The 15,098-nt window shown below is 70.0% G+C and carries 11 protein-coding genes; 2 read left to right on the plus strand and 9 right to left on the minus strand.

The genetic code is table 11. From position 1 onward, the window contains the following. The 6 genes from ACW9TB_RS07050 to ACW9TB_RS07075 all read right to left on the minus strand — a co-directional run. On the minus strand, positions 1–679 hold a 679-nt coding region (locus ACW9TB_RS07050), incomplete at its 3' end, for a branched-chain amino acid ABC transporter permease (protein WP_472747117.1). Next, the gene (locus ACW9TB_RS07055) at positions 676–1,827 is read right to left on the minus strand and encodes a branched-chain amino acid ABC transporter substrate-binding protein (RefSeq protein ID WP_472747118.1); all 1,152 of its coding nucleotides are present in this window, start codon (positions 1,825–1,827) and stop codon (positions 676–678) included. The genes ACW9TB_RS07050 and ACW9TB_RS07055, both read right to left, overlap by 4 nt. A gap of 79 nt (positions 1,828–1,906) precedes the next feature. After that, entirely contained in the window at positions 1,907–3,400 is a 1,494-nt protein-coding gene (gene amaB / locus ACW9TB_RS07060) for an L-piperidine-6-carboxylate dehydrogenase (RefSeq protein WP_472747573.1), read from the minus strand. Positions 3,401–3,479: 79 nt separating this feature from the next. Continuing rightward, positions 3,480–4,475, minus strand: coding sequence for an ornithine cyclodeaminase family protein (locus ACW9TB_RS07065; protein WP_472747119.1), 996 nt, complete (start codon positions 4,473–4,475; stop codon positions 3,480–3,482). Positions 4,476–4,675: 200 nt separating this feature from the next. After that, the gene (locus ACW9TB_RS07070) at positions 4,676–5,824 is read right to left on the minus strand and encodes a Glu/Leu/Phe/Val family dehydrogenase (protein WP_472747120.1); all 1,149 of its coding nucleotides are present in this window, start codon (positions 5,822–5,824) and stop codon (positions 4,676–4,678) included. Positions 5,825–5,898: 74 nt separating this feature from the next. Continuing rightward, complete coding sequence (locus ACW9TB_RS07075) at positions 5,899–8,790, minus strand: FAD-binding and (Fe-S)-binding domain-containing protein (protein WP_472747121.1); 2,892 nt, start codon at positions 8,788–8,790, stop codon at positions 5,899–5,901. A gap of 181 nt (positions 8,791–8,971) precedes the next feature. Here ACW9TB_RS07075 and ACW9TB_RS07080 point away from each other — a divergent pair, with 181 nt between their 5' ends. After that, positions 8,972–9,898 carry a LysR family transcriptional regulator gene (locus ACW9TB_RS07080; RefSeq protein ID WP_472747122.1) on the plus strand — a complete coding sequence of 309 codons (927 nt, stop codon included), beginning with the start codon at positions 8,972–8,974 and terminating at the stop codon, positions 9,896–9,898. Positions 9,899–10,100: 202 nt separating this feature from the next. Beyond that, complete coding sequence (gene hglS / locus ACW9TB_RS07085; RefSeq protein WP_472747123.1) at positions 10,101–11,492, plus strand: 2-oxoadipate dioxygenase/decarboxylase; 1,392 nt, start codon at positions 10,101–10,103, stop codon at positions 11,490–11,492. A 162-nt stretch (positions 11,493–11,654) separates the two neighbouring features. Here the strand turns inward: hglS and der are convergent, their stop codons facing one another. From der to ACW9TB_RS07100, 3 genes are all read right to left on the minus strand, one after another. Then, the gene (gene der / locus ACW9TB_RS07090) at positions 11,655–13,082 is read right to left on the minus strand and encodes a ribosome biogenesis GTPase Der (protein ID WP_472747124.1); all 1,428 of its coding nucleotides are present in this window, start codon (positions 13,080–13,082) and stop codon (positions 11,655–11,657) included. After that, a complete protein-coding gene (cmk, locus tag ACW9TB_RS07095) occupies positions 13,079–13,735 on the minus strand; it encodes a (d)CMP kinase (protein WP_472747125.1) in 657 nt (218 codons plus the stop codon). Before cmk ends, der begins: the two co-directional genes overlap by 4 nt. 253 nt (positions 13,736–13,988) lie before the next feature. Further along, the gene (locus ACW9TB_RS07100) at positions 13,989–15,098 is read right to left on the minus strand and encodes a prephenate dehydrogenase (RefSeq protein ID WP_472747126.1); all 1,110 of its coding nucleotides are present in this window, start codon (positions 15,096–15,098) and stop codon (positions 13,989–13,991) included.

Consider the following 15,098-nt stretch of genomic DNA (forward strand, 5'->3'; position numbering starts at 1 on the left):
TCAGGAAGCCCATCATGAAGTCGATCTTCCCGTAGTAGGCCCCGGCCATCACCCCCGCCGCCCCCGCCAGCGCCGACCCGACGAAGAAGGTACGAGAGATCACCGCGTTGACATCGATACCCATCAACGCGCTGGTACGCGGATCCAGCGCGATGGCCCGCATCGCCCGGCCCTCACGGGTACGGGTGACCAGCAGGTTCAACCCGGCCATCAACACCACCGCCACCCCGATCAAAACCAGCTGCTGCACCGTGAGCCGAGCCCCGAACACCTCCAGCGAGGTGCCGCCCAGCCGCACCGGATACACCCGAGGATCGGCCCCGGCCACCGCGCGCATCCCGTACTCCAGGGCGAACGACGCCCCGACCGCGGTGATCAGCAGGGACAGTCGCGGCGCCCGGCGCAGCGGCCGGTAGGCGATCCGCTCCAGCGCCACCCCGGCCAGGCCGGTGACGAGCATGGTCGCCAGGAGCACCGCGAGCAGCAGCGGCAGGGCCAACGAGGAGGACACGCCGCCGACCGCGCCGAGGATGGCGAAACCGGCGAACGCGCCCAACATGTACAGGTCGCCGTGGGCGAAGTTGAGCAGCTTGATGATCCCGTAGACCATGCTGTACCCCAGCGCCACCAGCGCGTAGAACGAGCCGACGAACAACCCGTTCCAAACCAGCTGCGTCATGTCAGCGCGTCCTGCAAAGCGAACACACCGTTCTTGACCACCAGGATCTGGAACCCTCCGCCGGTCAGCGTGTGCTCGGGGGTGAACCTCAGCGGCCCGGAGAACATCGGGAAACCGTCGATCGCCTCAAGCGCCGCGATGACCTTGCCTCCGTCGGTGCCGCCCGCCTTGGTGACCGCCTCGGCGGCCAGCCGCACCGCGTCGTAGGCCTGGTTGGAGTACGGCCCCGGCTCGGCGTTGAACCTCTTCCTGTACGCCTCGACCCAGCCCTCCGCACCCTGGAGGGTGTCGGGCGTCTGGGTCATCGTGGCGTAGACGCCCTCGGCGCTGTCACCTCCGGCGATCTCGGCCAGCTTCGGCGACACCGAGCCGTCGCCGACCATGATCGAGCCCTTGTATCCGGCCTGCCGTAACTGGCGGACGACCAGGCCGCCCTCCTGGAAGTAGCCGGTCCAGTAGACGAAGTCCGGCTTCTTGGCCAGCACGTTGGTGATGTTGGCGCTGTAGTCGCTCTCCTTCGGGGTGACCGCCTCGACGATGACGGCCGACGAGCCGAGGCTCGCCTGGGTGCGCAGCGCGATGTCCTTGGAGTAACTGGTGTTGTCGTGCATCAGCGCGACCCGCCGACCGCCCTGCTCGGCGATCCACTTCTGCGCGGCCGCGGCCTGCTGCGAACCGGTGCCGTTGATCAGGAAGACGTGCTTGAGCTTCTGGTCCACCAGCTCCTGCGAGTTGGCGGCCGGGATGATCATCGGGATTCCGGCCTTACCGAAGATCGGCAGGGTGGGCAGCGTCGCGCCCGAGCAGTAACCACCTACCGATATGTGGACTCCCTCGGTGACCAGCTTGTTCGCCGCCGCGGAGGCCGACTGCGCGTCACAGGCGTCGTCGGCGGTCCTCAGCTCCAGCTTCCGGCTCAGCACCCCGCCCTTGGCGTTGATCTCGTCGATCGCCAGCTGCGCGGCGTTGCTCATGTACGGACCGATCGAGGCCTCGCCGCCCGACTGCGGGATCAGCATGCCGAGGACGATCGGGCCTTCTTTCCCGCCACCGCCGGTTTCTCCACCGAGCAGGCCCTGACCACATCCTGTGGCCAGGAGGCCGAGTGCGGCGACCGCCGCGAGGGACTTCAGAGGGATGGCACGCATATGCGACCCCTCCCTTCTAATGAGGTGTGACATGTCATGACCGGAGGCTCTTCTTCGTGCCGCGGGTCCCCTGTTTCCGTCAGCCGAACGAGATGCCCTGGGCCAGCGGCAACGCGGAGGAGTGGTTGATGGTGTTGGTCGCCCGCCGCATATAGCCTCGCCACGCGTCCGAGCCGGACTCCCTGCCGCCCCCCGTGCTCTTCTCTCCGCCGAACGCGCCCCCGATCTCGGCGCCGGACGTGCCGATGTTCACGTTGACGATGCCGCAGTCGGAGCCGTCGCCGGCGATGAACCTCTCGGCCTCACGCTGGTCCAGGGTGAAGATCGAGGATGAGAGCCCCTGCGGTACGTCGTTGTGCAGCCGGACGGCCTCCTCGAAGGTGTCGTACGTCATGACGTACAGGAGCGCCGCGAAGGTCTCCTGCCGCACGATGCCGGTCTGGCCGGGCATGCGCACGATGGCCGGCCGGGCGTAGTAGGCCTGCGGGGCTCCCTCAAGGTGCACCCTGCTACCGCCCGCGACGATCTCGCCGCCGTCGTTGACGGCGTGATCCAGCGCCTGCCGCATGGCTCCGAACGCGGCGCCGTCGATGAGCGGCCCCACCAGGGTGGTCTCGGCGAACGGGTCGCCGACCACGAGCCCTTCGTAGGCCTTGCTGAGCCGCCCCACCAGCTCGTCCGCCACCGACTCGTGGACGATCACTCTTCGCATGGTGGTGCACCGCTGGCCCGCGGTCCCCGCCGCGGCGAACAGGATGCCACGCATCGCGAGGTCAAGGTCGGCCGACGGCGCCACCACCGCGGCGTTGTTGCCGCCGAGTTCGAGGAGCGAGCGTCCGAAGCGCCGGGCGACCCGGGGGGCGATCGCGGCGCCCATGCGCTCGGAGCCGGTCGCACTGACCAGCGGCACCAGAGGGCTGTCCAGCAGTACTTCGGCCGCCGGGATGTCGCAGACCACCAGCCGGTTGACGTCGGACGGCATCCCGCACTCGGTCGTGGCGCGCTCCATCAGCGCGGAACAGGCGAGTGCGGTCAGGACTGTCGTCGGTGACGGCTTCCACACGACCGTGTCGCCGCAGACGAGCGCGATCGCGGCGTTCCACGCCCAGACAGCGGCCGGGAAGTTGAACGCGGAGATGACCGCGACGACTCCCAGAGGATGCCAGGTCTCCATCAGCCGGTGTCCCGGCCGCTCCGAGGGCATGGTGCGCCCCTCCAGGGAGCGGGAGAGCCCGACGGCGAAGTCGCAGATGTCGATCATCTCCTGGACTTCTCCGAGCGCCTCAGAGCGGATCTTGCCGACCTCGATCATGATCAGTTCGGCCAGGTCGTTCCTGTGTCGGTCGACCAGCTCGCCGAACCGCTTCACCAGTCTCCCGCGCACCGGGGCGGGTACGGTTCGCCACTGGAGGAACGCGTCGTGGGCGGCGTGGACGGCGGCTTCGACGTCAGCGGCACCTACCGCGGGGATGTCGAACAGGTCGTCTCCGGTCACCGGCGTGCGTGCGGTGACGGTGCTCGGTGCCGAGGTGTCGACGGCGACGCCGCACCGCCGCAGGCTTTCCCGAGCCATCTGGCGCAGTTCCTCGGTGGAGAGCGGGTGAGCCGACGTCGGGGGGGATGTTGTCACGATGAGTCTCCGGTTCAGCTCGTTACCAGGCCATGGTTCCGCCGGCCCCGTCGCGCAGCGCGCGACGGTAGGCCAGGTTGGCCGCGACCATGTCCTCCATGCCGATTCCCATGGCCTTGTAGACGGTGATCTCGGTGTCGTCCCGTCTGCCCGCGCGTTGGTCGACCGCGACCGCGCCGAGTGTCGTGGCCTTGGCGGGGTCCGCGGTGGACAGCTCCGCGCAACCGATGGGCACCACTTCGAACGCGTCGAGGGACTCCACGAACAACCGGTGCCGCTGGGCCAGTTCCCTGGGCAGCTCCCCCTCCGGCGGGTAGTAGCCCACGGAGGAAACGTGCGTGCCCGCCTTCAGCCAGTCGGGGTCGATCACCGGTGCGGCCGCGTGTGTCGCCAGGCAGACGACATCGGATTCGCGTACCGCCGCCTCCAGGTCCGCTGACGCGCGCGCCGTCTCGTCGCGCGAGGCCAGCCGCTCGGCGTCGTCGAAGTGGAGTGAGCAGATGTTGATGCGATCGAATCGGCGGATCAACGGCAGCAGTCGCAGGTGTTCGCGAGCCTGGACGCCCGCGCCGACGATCGTGGCGACCCGTGCGTCGGGCCGCGCGAGCAGCCGTGCGGACAACACCGCGGACGCCGCCGTGCGAATCCCGGTGATATACGTCCCGTCCATGACGCAGGTCGTCGCTCCGGTGAGCGGGTCGAACAAATTAATCATGGCGAGATGATTGGGCAACCCGATGTCGAGGTTCCTGTCGAATACGTTCACCACCTTCACGCACATCTGCAGGCCCGGCCGCCAAGCCGACATGGCCAGCGAGAAGCCCTCGCCGGGTACCGTCAGTTCCGGTCTGAAAGGCGACTGCACCTCGCCCAGCTCAAGGCCGCGAAACCCGTCCTCCAGGCCGTCCAGCAGCTCCCGCAGGTCAAGGTTCTCCTCCACCTCCGCCTCGGTGAGGGTGAGGATCTCGCGAACTCCTTTGACGATCTCGAACGCGGCTTTACCCGCCGTCTCGGTCATGAAATCTCCCTGTGCTCAATCAGGATCCGGTGCGTTTGATTGTGCGAGAACGACAGGTATCGTTCAACCGAAAAATCCGCCGTTCACATTATTAAAACTAATGCGACCGATCGGCCGAGAAGGGACGACCCTCAAGATCACTTGAATATCGCTAAAGATCTTTGGGATGGCCCAGAACGGGACGTCCGCCGTCCTGATCGCTACCCCGGTGGGATGCGTCCCTTGAGCCGCATGGCGACGCGGACGCGTTCCTGGGCGATCAAGCGCGCCGCCTCGTGGGGTCGTATGTCCCGCCTGCGGGCCTCCGCCAGCACCGCTTCGGTGTTGCCGCGCAGCTTGGCCGAGATGAGGGAGAAGATCTGCGCCGGGTCGGGCCGGAAGGGAGAGTAGCGGGCGTCCATGGCGAAGCCCGCGGCTATCACACCGCCGGCGTTGGCGATGAAGTCGGGGACCAGGACGACGCCACGTTCGGCCAGGATCCGCTGGGCGTCCGGGGATGTGGGGAGGTTGGCGCCCTCGACGACGATCCGGGCCCGCAGGCGGGTCGCGACGTCGGTGTCGATGACGTCCTGCAGGGCCGCGGGGACGAGAACGTCGCAGGGCACCAGGAGTTCGGCGCCCGGGGCGGACACGGGAACGGAGCCGTACTCGTTGACCAGGGCGTCTCCATGGATCTCGCGAAGCTTCAGGAGCCGCTCGACATCCAGGCCCGCCGGGTCGTGGATGGCACCGTGCGCGCTGGAGACGGCGACGACGGTCGCACCGAGTTCGGTCAGACGCCGGGCGGCGGCGCGGCCGACGGCGCCGAAGCCCTGGATGGAGACCCGGGCGGCGGTCAGGGACAGCCCGCCGACCTCGGCCGCGGCGTCCGCGGCCTCCGCGACCCCGTACCCGGTGACGCCCAACGCGTCGTAGGGAACGCCGCCGAGCTCGTGGGGCGTACCGACGGCGGCGCCCCGGTCCCCCAGTTCGTCCTGAACGATCGCCGCGTCGTTCTCGGTCAGCCCCATGTCCAGGCCGAGCACGTACTCGCGGGGGACCTCGTTGGACAGGGCGCGGACGAAGGCGCGAAGGACGCCCTCCTTGTCGGGTGAAGCCGGATCGGCGACGATGCCCGCCTTGGCGCCGCCGTGGAACATGTCGATGCCCGCCCACTTCCAGGTCATGACACGGGCGAGGCGGGCGACCTCGGCAACGGTGACGTGGGGGCTCATCCGGGTTCCGCCCTTGCCGGTACCTCGGGCGGTGTTGTCGATGACCAGCACACCTTTCATCCCGCTACGGCGGTGTGAGACGACCACGACTTTCTCGGGTCCCCATTCGTCGATCATCGCGAGCGTGTCCGTCACGGCTGATTCTCCTTCTGGCTGTTCTGTTTCCGGCTGTCCTGCGGAGCGGCCGGGGGCCGATGAACGCCCGCGTGTCACCCGGTGCGGTTCGGGGTGGCGGAGGCGAGCAGTTCGGCCATGTGCACGGCGGTGCGGTCACTGAGCTGGTCGATCTGGGTTCGGCAGCTGAAGCCGTCGGCCAGGATCAGCGTCTCCGGCTCGGCGTCGCGCAGCGCGGGAAGCAGGACCTGCTCGGCGGCGGCGGCCGAGACGTCGTAATGGCCTCTTTCGAAGCCGAAGTTCCCGGCGAGCCCGCAGCAGCCGGAGTCCAGGACCGTGTTGTCCACGCCCGCGCGCCGCAGCAGCTCGCTGTCGGCATCGAATCCGGTGTCGGCGTGCTGGTGACAGTGCGTCTGGCTGAGGGACCGGACGTCGATTCGCGGCGGCGTGTAGTGGGGGGCGTGCCGAAGGAGGAGTTCCGCGAAGGTGTGGACGCGCTCGGCGGTGTTCCGCGCGGCCGGGGTGTCCAGCAGTCGAGGCAGGTCGGAGCGCAGGGCCGAGGTGCAACTTGGTTCCAGGCCGACGACGGGCATGTCCGGGAGGGTTTCCAGCGCCGCGACGGCGCGCCCGGCTATGCGGCGGGCGATCTTGAGCTGGCCGGTGCTGATCCAGGTCAACCCGCAGCACCGGGTGCCGGGCGGAACGTGGACCCGGAAGCCGGCGGCCTCCAGGACGGTGACGGCGGCACGCAACACGTGCGGGCTGAAGTGGTTGTTGAAGGAATCGACCCACAACAGGACCGGCTTACCCCCGTCCACACCGGTGCGGTGGCCGAACCAGTCCAGGAAGGTCTCGCCCGCGAAGGAGGGGATGGCCCGCTGGGGCGCGATCCCGCCCAGCCGCTTGATCAGGGGTGCCAGCGATGAGCGCGTGACGGCGTTGACCAGGCGCGGGGCATGGGCGGCCAGCCGGGACCACAGTGGCAGCCATCCCATGGAGTAGTGGGACAGCGGGCGCGCGCGGCCGCTGTAGTGGTGGTGCAGGAACTCCGACTTGTACGTCGCCATGTCGACCCCGACGGGGCAGTCGGAGCTACAGCCCTTGCATGACAGGCACAGATCCAGTGCGTCGCGGACCTCCCGGGAGCGCCACCCATCGTTGATCACCTCGCCCTGCGTCATCTCGTACAGGAGCCGCGCACGGCCGCGGGTGGAGTCACGTTCGTCGCGGGTCACCCGGTAACTGGGGCACATCACCGACCCGTCGGCGCTGCCGGTGCGGCACTTGCCGACGCCGACGCAGCGGCGCGCCGCGCGGTTGAAATCGCCACCGTCGTCGGGGTAGGAGAACACGGTCCGCAGCGGGATCACGGTGCGGTACGGCGCGACGCGCAGGTCGTGGTCGGAGCGTCGAGGATGGACGATCATCCCCGGATTGAGCTTGTTGTCAGGATCCCAGATGTGCTTGAACGCTTCGAACAGGGCCACGGCCTGGCCGCTGTAGACCAGTTCCAGGAATTCCGAGCGTGCCTGCCCGTCACCGTGCTCCCCGGAAGGAGAACCGCCGTGCTCGGCGACCAGACGGGCGGCGTCGGCCACGAAGTCGCGGAACCTCTCCGTGCCTCGGGTGGTGGCGAAGTCGAAGTTGATGCGAACGTGCAGGCAGCCTTCACCGAAGTGGCCGTAGACAGCCCCTCGCAGGCCGTAGCGAGCCATCAGGTCGTTGAGTTCCCGCAGGTAGGCGCCGAGCCGCTCGGCCGGGACCGCGGCGTCCTCCCAGCCCGGCCACGCCTCCGAGCCGTCGGGGAGCCGGGTCGCCAGCCCGGCGCCGTCCTCGCGGACACCCCACAGGGCCCGCTGTTCGACCGGGCCCGCGGTGACGTACGCGCCCTGGAATCCCTGGGTCCGCCCGGCCTCCTCGGCCAGTTCGGTGGCCTTGAGCAAGGCCTCTTCCGGGGTGTCCGCCCCGACCTCGGCGAACAGCCAGGCGTCCCCCTCGGGAAGGCGTTCGAGGGCCGACAGGGCGTCCGGGCGTGTGACCATCCGGGTCAGGGCGCGGTCCAGCCCCTCAAGCGTCATCGGGGATCGCCGGAGCAGGAACGGCACCGCGTCCGCGGCCACGGCCGCCTCGGGGTATCCGAGTACGGCCAGCGCCCGCGCGCGGGGGCGCTGTACCAGGCTGAGCTTGGCCGACAGCACCACTACGCAGGTGCCCTCGGAACCGACCAGGGCCCGCGCGAGGTTGAAGCGCGCCTCAGGCAGGATGTGCTCCAGCGCGTAGCCGGACACCTGCCTCGGGAAACGGCCGAACTCGGTACGCAGCGTGCTCAGGTTGCCCATCGCGAGGTCACGTACGCCGGCCAGCAGCCGTCCGCGCTCGCCGCCCTCGGCGATGGCCTCGTCCAGCTCACCACTCGTCATCGGGCCGACGGTGAGGATCGTGCCGCCGTAGGTGAGGACCTCAAGCTCGATGACGTTGTCGCTGGTACGGCCCCAGGCGATGGAGTGCGATCCGCAGGCGTTGTTGCCGATCATCCCGCCGATGGTGCATCGGCTGTGGGTGGAGGGGTCCGGACCGAACGCCAGGCCGTGAGGGGCCGCGGCCGCCTGGAGGTCGTCCAGGATCACGCCGGGCTCGACCCGTGCGGTGCGCGCCCGCGGATCGAGTTCGAGGATCCGGTCACAGTACCGGGAGAAGTCCACCACGATCCCGGCCCCGATGGCCTGACCGGAGGTACTGGTTCCCGCGCCACGGGAGGTCAGCGGCACACCGTACCGCCGGCATGCCGCCACCGCCGCGATCACGTCGTCGCGGTCTCGTGGGAAGACCACGCCCAGCGGGATCCGCCGGTAGTTGGAGGCGTCCGCGGAGTACTGCGCGAGACGGCCGGGATCAGCGGTCGTCTCGCCTCGGACGGTGCTTCGCAGCGCGGCGAGGACCGCTTCGCGAGCCGGTGGCGCCGTGGCGGCTCCCGGTGTTCTCGCCATGTGAGGCTCCGTTCCAAAGGGTCACAGAGAGCGGCCGGCAGCGGGGCGGGGCCGCGTTCTCAGCCTGGGTTCTCAGCTTGGGTTCTCAGCTTGGAGGGGAGGAATCCGAAAGCCAAGGCCAAGGAGACCGGTAGCTTTTGGCCGTGAGAACAAGGGTTTCTTTCCCTGATGGAGCATGCCGATGTTGAATCCGACCCACCTGCGCACCCTTGAGACGGCCTGCCGAACCGGCTCCTTCGCCGTCGCCGCACGCGAACTCGGCTACACGGCCTCCGGCGTGTCCCAGCAGATGGCGGCGCTGGAGCGAGCCTGCGGCCTCGTGCTGTTCGAGCGTGAGGCCCATGGGATCCGTCCGACCGCGGCGGCCGACCAGCTCGTGGAACGGGCCGGCCGCGTGCTCGCGGTGCTCGGCGAGTTCGAGGACGAGGTGCGGGACCTGGCCGCTGGACGCGTGGGCCGCCTGCGGCTGGGAAGCTTCCCCACCGCCAGCGTGCGGCTGGTACCCGCCGCGCTGGCGGCCCTGGCCGCGGACCACCCGGCGGCGGAGATCCTGCTGGAGGAGGGGGAGCCTCGGGAGCTGGCCCCGATGCTCGTCAACGGCGAGTTGGACGCCGCCCTGCTGTACGAATACGGCCATGTGCCCCAGCGGTGGCCGGAAGACCTGGTGATGGTGCCGCTACTGCACGAGGCGCTGCTGCTTCTGGCACGCCGGCGGCGGCCGGCGGACACCGGTGAGGCCACGGCGCGGTTGTCGGCGATGCGTACGGAGAACTGGATCGCCAGCCGTGAGGGCACCGACGGGGCGATCTCACTGGAGCGGCTGTGTGCCGCCGCCGGTTTCGCGCCCGTCATAACGCGGCGCAGCAACAACTACGACGTCGTGCGGCAGCTGGTCGGAGCGGGCCTGGGGGTGGCCGTCGTGCCCGCGCTGGGACACATCCCCGACGAACGCGTCCACGCCCAGGCCGTCGATTCCGCGCCGGCCCACCGCCGTGTCCTGATGGCCTACCGCAGGGCCAACGTCAACCCACTCCTGCAGCCGGCGCTGCGGGCCATCAGGGCGGCCGTCCCGAGGAACCGTCCCTGGCTCGCCCCGCCGCGGGAATGATCGGGCCACCCCAAGAGAGCCCAAGAGCCCCAAGAGAAAGGACCTCTTGCCCTCACGGCCAAAAGCTACCGGTCTCCTTGGCCTTGGCTTTCGGATTCCTCCCCTCCAGGCTGAGAACCCAGGCTGAGAACCCAGGCTGAGAACGCGGCCCCCACTGCCGGCCGCGTCCCGTTCCACGGAACGACCACACCAGGAGGCTCGCATGATCCCCACCTGGCGGCTGCGCGCCGCATTCGCCCGTCGCCTGTCGGATATGTACGGAACCGAGGTGCCCGCCTACACCACGCTCCTCGACGTCGCCGGCGAGGTCAACCGCGAGGTCGCGCGTGAGAACGCCGACGCCGAACGCCTCGGGAGCATCGAACGGGTCACCGCGGAACGCCACGGCGCCATCCGCGTCGGTACCCCTCGGGAGATGCGTCAGGCGGCCCAGATCTTCGCCGCCCTCGGCATGCACCCGGCAGGTTTCTACGACCTGCGTGACGCGGCCTCCAGCGCCATACCGGTGATCTCCACCGCCTTCCGCCCCCTGGACGCCGACGAGCTGGCCCGCAACCCCTTCCGGGTCTTCACCTCGCTGCTCACTCCCGCCGATCGCCGCTTCTTCGACGCCGACCTGCAGCGCCGCCTGGAGACGTTCCTCTCCCAGCGCGAGATCTTCGCACCGGAGCTGCTCGACCTCGCCCACCGCGCCGAACACGAGGCGGGATTGCCCCGGGAACAGGCCGAACGCTTCCTCACCCTGGCCGTCGCCGCCTTCGAACTGTCCCCCGAACCCGTCGACCACGCCTGGTATGCCGAACTGGAACGCGTCTCCGCCGTCGCCGCCGACATCGGCGGCGTGTCCAGCACCCACATCAACCACCTCACCCCTCGCGTACTGGACATCGACCGGCTCTACCAGCGCATGGGAGACCATGGAATCGCCATGATCGACGAGATCCAGGGGCCCCCACGCTGGGAGGGGCCGGACGTCCTGCTGCGTCAGACCTCCTTCCGCGCGCTCGCCGAACCGCGAAGGTTCCGCCGGCCCGGCGGCGGCGTCACCACCGGCTCCCTGCGCGTCCGCTTCGGCGAGGTCGAGGCCCGCGGTATCGCCCTCACCCAGGCGGGACGCGCGCTGTACGACGAACTCATCACCGAGACCGATCGGCGACTCGCCGACCGTCCCGGCACCACCGGACAGGACCTGGCCCGCGACATCTGGCGGGTCCGCTTTCCTCGCGACGAACGCCAACTCGCCACCGAGAAAATGGCGTACTTCACCTGCCGACCGGCCGCGAGACGTCCCCGCGACGGGCAGCGGCCGCCCACGGACCTCCCCGGTCTGCTGGAGGGGGGCTGGATCACCGCCGATCCCATTGTCTACGAGGACTTCCTGCCCCGCTCGGCCGCTGGGATCTTCCAATCCAACCTCGCCAACGAGGGCACCCGGGACACCACCCAGAGCGGGGCCCACTACGACGCGCGCTGGCTCTCCGAGACCATCGAGCGCCCTGTCCACGACCCCTTCGACCTCTACGCGGCGCAACAGAACGGCTCCCTGCGCCTGGCCCGCCGGGCACTCGGGCTGCCCCCTTCGGCCGCCTGCTGACTCCCGACGAATCCCAGCACGATCACCCACGGCGTCGCGGCGGCGCACAGGGGACCGGCCGGCCGCGCGGGCCTGACCGGCCCTTGAGACGGGTCTGATCGAACCCTGAGAGAAAAAGACGAACGGCCCGGCGGAGAGGCCGGGCCGTTCGCGATGGGACCCTTACTTCTTCTTCTGCCCCTGGCGCTTCTCGCGGATCTTCATGGTGACCTCGATGGGCGACCCGGCGAAGCCGAACTCCTCGCGGATCCGGCGCTCGATGAAGCGGCGGTAGGTCTCCTCCAGGAAGCCCGAGGTGAACAGCACGAACTTCGGCGGCTCCGTCGACGCCTGCGTGGCGAAGAGGATCTTGGGCTGCTTGCCGCTGCGGACCGGGGGCGGGGTGGCCGCGACCAGGTCGGTCAGGAAGGCGTTGAGCCGGGCGGTGGGCACCCGGGTCGACCAGGAGTCGAGCGCCTTCTCGATCGCCGGGACGAGCCGGTCGACGTGCCAGCCGTTCTTCGCGGAGATGTTGACCCGCAGCGCCCACGGCACGCGGACGAGCTGGCGGTCGATCTCCTTCTCCAGGTAGTAGCGGCGGTCCTCGTCGAGCAGGTCCCACTTGTTGAACGCCACGACCATGCACCGGCCGGACTCGATCACCAGGGAGATGATCCGCAGGTCCTGCTCGGTCAGCACGTCGCTGGCGTCGATGAGCACCACCGCGATCTCCGAGCGCTCCAGGGCCCCCCGGGTACGCATGCTCGCGTAGAAGTCGGCGCCCTTGAGCTCGCGGTCGCGCCGCCTGATCCCGGCGGTGTCGACGAAGCGCCAGGTCTTGCCGCCGAGCTCGACCAGTTCGTCCACCGGGTCGCGGGTGGTGCCCGCCATCGGGTCGACGAGCACGCGCTCGGAGCCCGCCAGCTTGTTCAGCAGCGAGGACTTGCCCACGTTGGGCTTGCCGACCAGGGCGACCCTGCGCGGGCCGCGCTCGGGGCCGAAGCGCTGCTCGGGCGTCTCCGGCAGCTTGTCGAGGATCACGTCCAGCAGGTCGCCGCTGGAGCGGCCGTGCAGGGCCGAGACCGGCTGCGGCTCGCCCAGGCCGAGGGCCCACAGCCCAGCGGCCTCCAGCTCCATCTGCTGGTTGTCGACCTTGTTGGCGGCGAGGATGACCGGCTTGCCGGACCCGCGCAGCACGTGGCCGACGATCTCGTCCGCGTCGGTCACGCCCACGACGGCGTCGACCACGAACAGGATCACGTCGGCCAGCTCGGCCGCGACCTGGGCCTGCTCGGCGATCTTCAGCGCCATACCGGTCGCGTCGGGGTCCCAGCCCCCGGTGTCGACCACGGTGAACCGGCGCCCCCGCCAGGTGGCGTCGTAGGTGACCCGGTCGCGGGTCACCCCCGGCACGTCCTCCACGACCGCCTCCCGGCGGCCGATGATCCGGTTGACCAGGGTGGACTTGCCCACGTTGGGGCGGCCCACCACGGCCACGACCGGCTGCGGGGCCGTGTCGGGCCCCACATCCCGCTGCGAGCTGTCTTCGGTCCCCGAATCGGCGAGCTCCGCGTCGATCCAGCCGTTGTCGTCCTCGTATACCCCGGTCACGCCTTTTCCTTAATCACACGCAGTATTTCGGCGATGACCTCTTCGAGGTTCAGCGCCGTGGTGTCCAGCTCGACGGCGTCGGCCGCCTTCGCCAGCGGGTCCGCCTTCCTGGTCGAGTCAAGGGTGTCGCGGCGGGCCATCGCGGCCCGCTGGACGGCCACCGTGGTGCCGGTCAGCTCCGCCGTACGGCGCAGCGCCCTGGCGTCCGCGCTCGCGGTCAGGTAGATCTTGACCGCGGCGCCGGGCGCCACCACCGTGCCGATGTCACGGCCCTCGACGACGATGCCACCCGAGCCGATGATCTCACGCTGCTCGGCCACCAGACGGTGCCGTACCTCGGGCACCGCGCTGACCGCGGAGACGGCCGCGGTCACCTCGGCGGTGCGGATCGGCGCGACGGCGTCGACGCCGTCGACCTCGACCACCGCGGTGTCCGGGTCGGTGCCCAGCGTGAGGACCGGGTCGAGCGCCCTGGCGGCGATCGCCTCGGGATCGGTGAGGTCGACACCCCGCTGGAGCATCCACCAGGTGATCGCCCTGTACATCGCGCCGGTATCGAGATAACGCAGCCCCAAGGCCCGCGCCACCCCTCGTGACGCGCTCGACTTACCCGATCCCGAAGGACCGTCCATGGCGACGACCAGTCCGGTCACGACGCCTCTCCCTTGCAGCCCGCTTCAGTTGTCCGTACGAGGCTACCGGGAGCGGGGAAGGAACCACGCATCGAGCGAGAAGGCGGACGCCCTCACACACGAGCCGTCCTCACATCAGGTCACCACGGGGGTACGGGAGTGGCCACGGCGGCAGACCCCGACGACTCACCGCTGGAACACCGCGTACACGATCACACGGAGGCGAGATCGCGTAAAGACGAGGTCACACGAAGGCGCGATCACGTGACGGGGATCACGGCAGGTGCCAGCCGTTCGCCCGCAGGGCCTCGGCCAGCGCCGTCACCGCCTCCGGCTGCACCCAGAGCTCGGCGGCGCCCAGCGGCAGCCCGGGGGCGTGCTCAAGCCTGACGTCCTCGATGTTGACGCCCGCCTCCTTGGCCACCTGGAACAGCCGGGCCAGCTCACCGGGACGGTCGCCGACGATGACCTGGACGACCGCGTAGGTGCGCGCGGGACCACCGTGCTTGCCGGGAATCCTGCCCGTACCCGTGACCCCCCGGTACAGCAGCTCGGTGACGCGGGCCATGGCGTCGGGGTCGTCGGAGGCCGCCGAGGTGCGGAGCGAGGCCGCCGCGACGGCCAGGTCGGCCGCCACCGCCTCCAGCACCTCGGCCACCGGCAGCGCGTTGCCCGACAGGATCCCGGTCCAGAGCCTCGGGTCGCTCGCCGCGATGCGGGTGACGTCGCGCACCCCGGGACCGGCCAGGCCGAGCGCGGTGGCCGACGCCTCCGCGAGGCGGGCGGCCACCGCGGAGGCTGCCACGTGGGGGGCGTGCGAGACGACCGCGACGGCCCTGTCGTGCTCCTCGGCGCCGACCCTGACCGCCTCGCCGCCGCAGAGCTTGACGAGCCCGTACAGGGCCTCCACGGCGTCGGGAGAGGTCTCCTCGGTCGGGCACAGCGCCCACGGGCGCCCGAGGAACAGGTCGGCTCGCGCCGCGGCGGGCCCGGAGCGCTCACGCCCGGCGAGCGGATGCCCGGCGACGTAGGTCGTCAGGTCGCAGCCGAGGCCCGCGGCCTCCCTGATCGGGAGCGCCTTGACGCTGGCCACATCGGTGTAGAAACGGGCCGCACCGGCCTTCTGGAGGGCGGCGAGCCGCCCCGCGACCGCCTGCGGCGGGACCGCGATGATCGCGATGTCCACGGTCACGCCCTCGGCCCACTCGACTCCGGCGCCCAGCTCCCGCGCCAGCCTCAGGGATCCCGCGTCGCGGTCGGCCAGGTGGACGGCCACGCCCTGCTCGCGCAGGGCCAGGGCGATCGAGGTGCCGATCAGGCCCGTACCGACGACCAGGACGCTTTCCAGGCCGCTCACGCGCGCTCCTCCGAGATGGTGCCGCAT

The sequence above is a fragment of the Streptosporangium sp. H13245 genome (genome assembly GCF_055690525.1).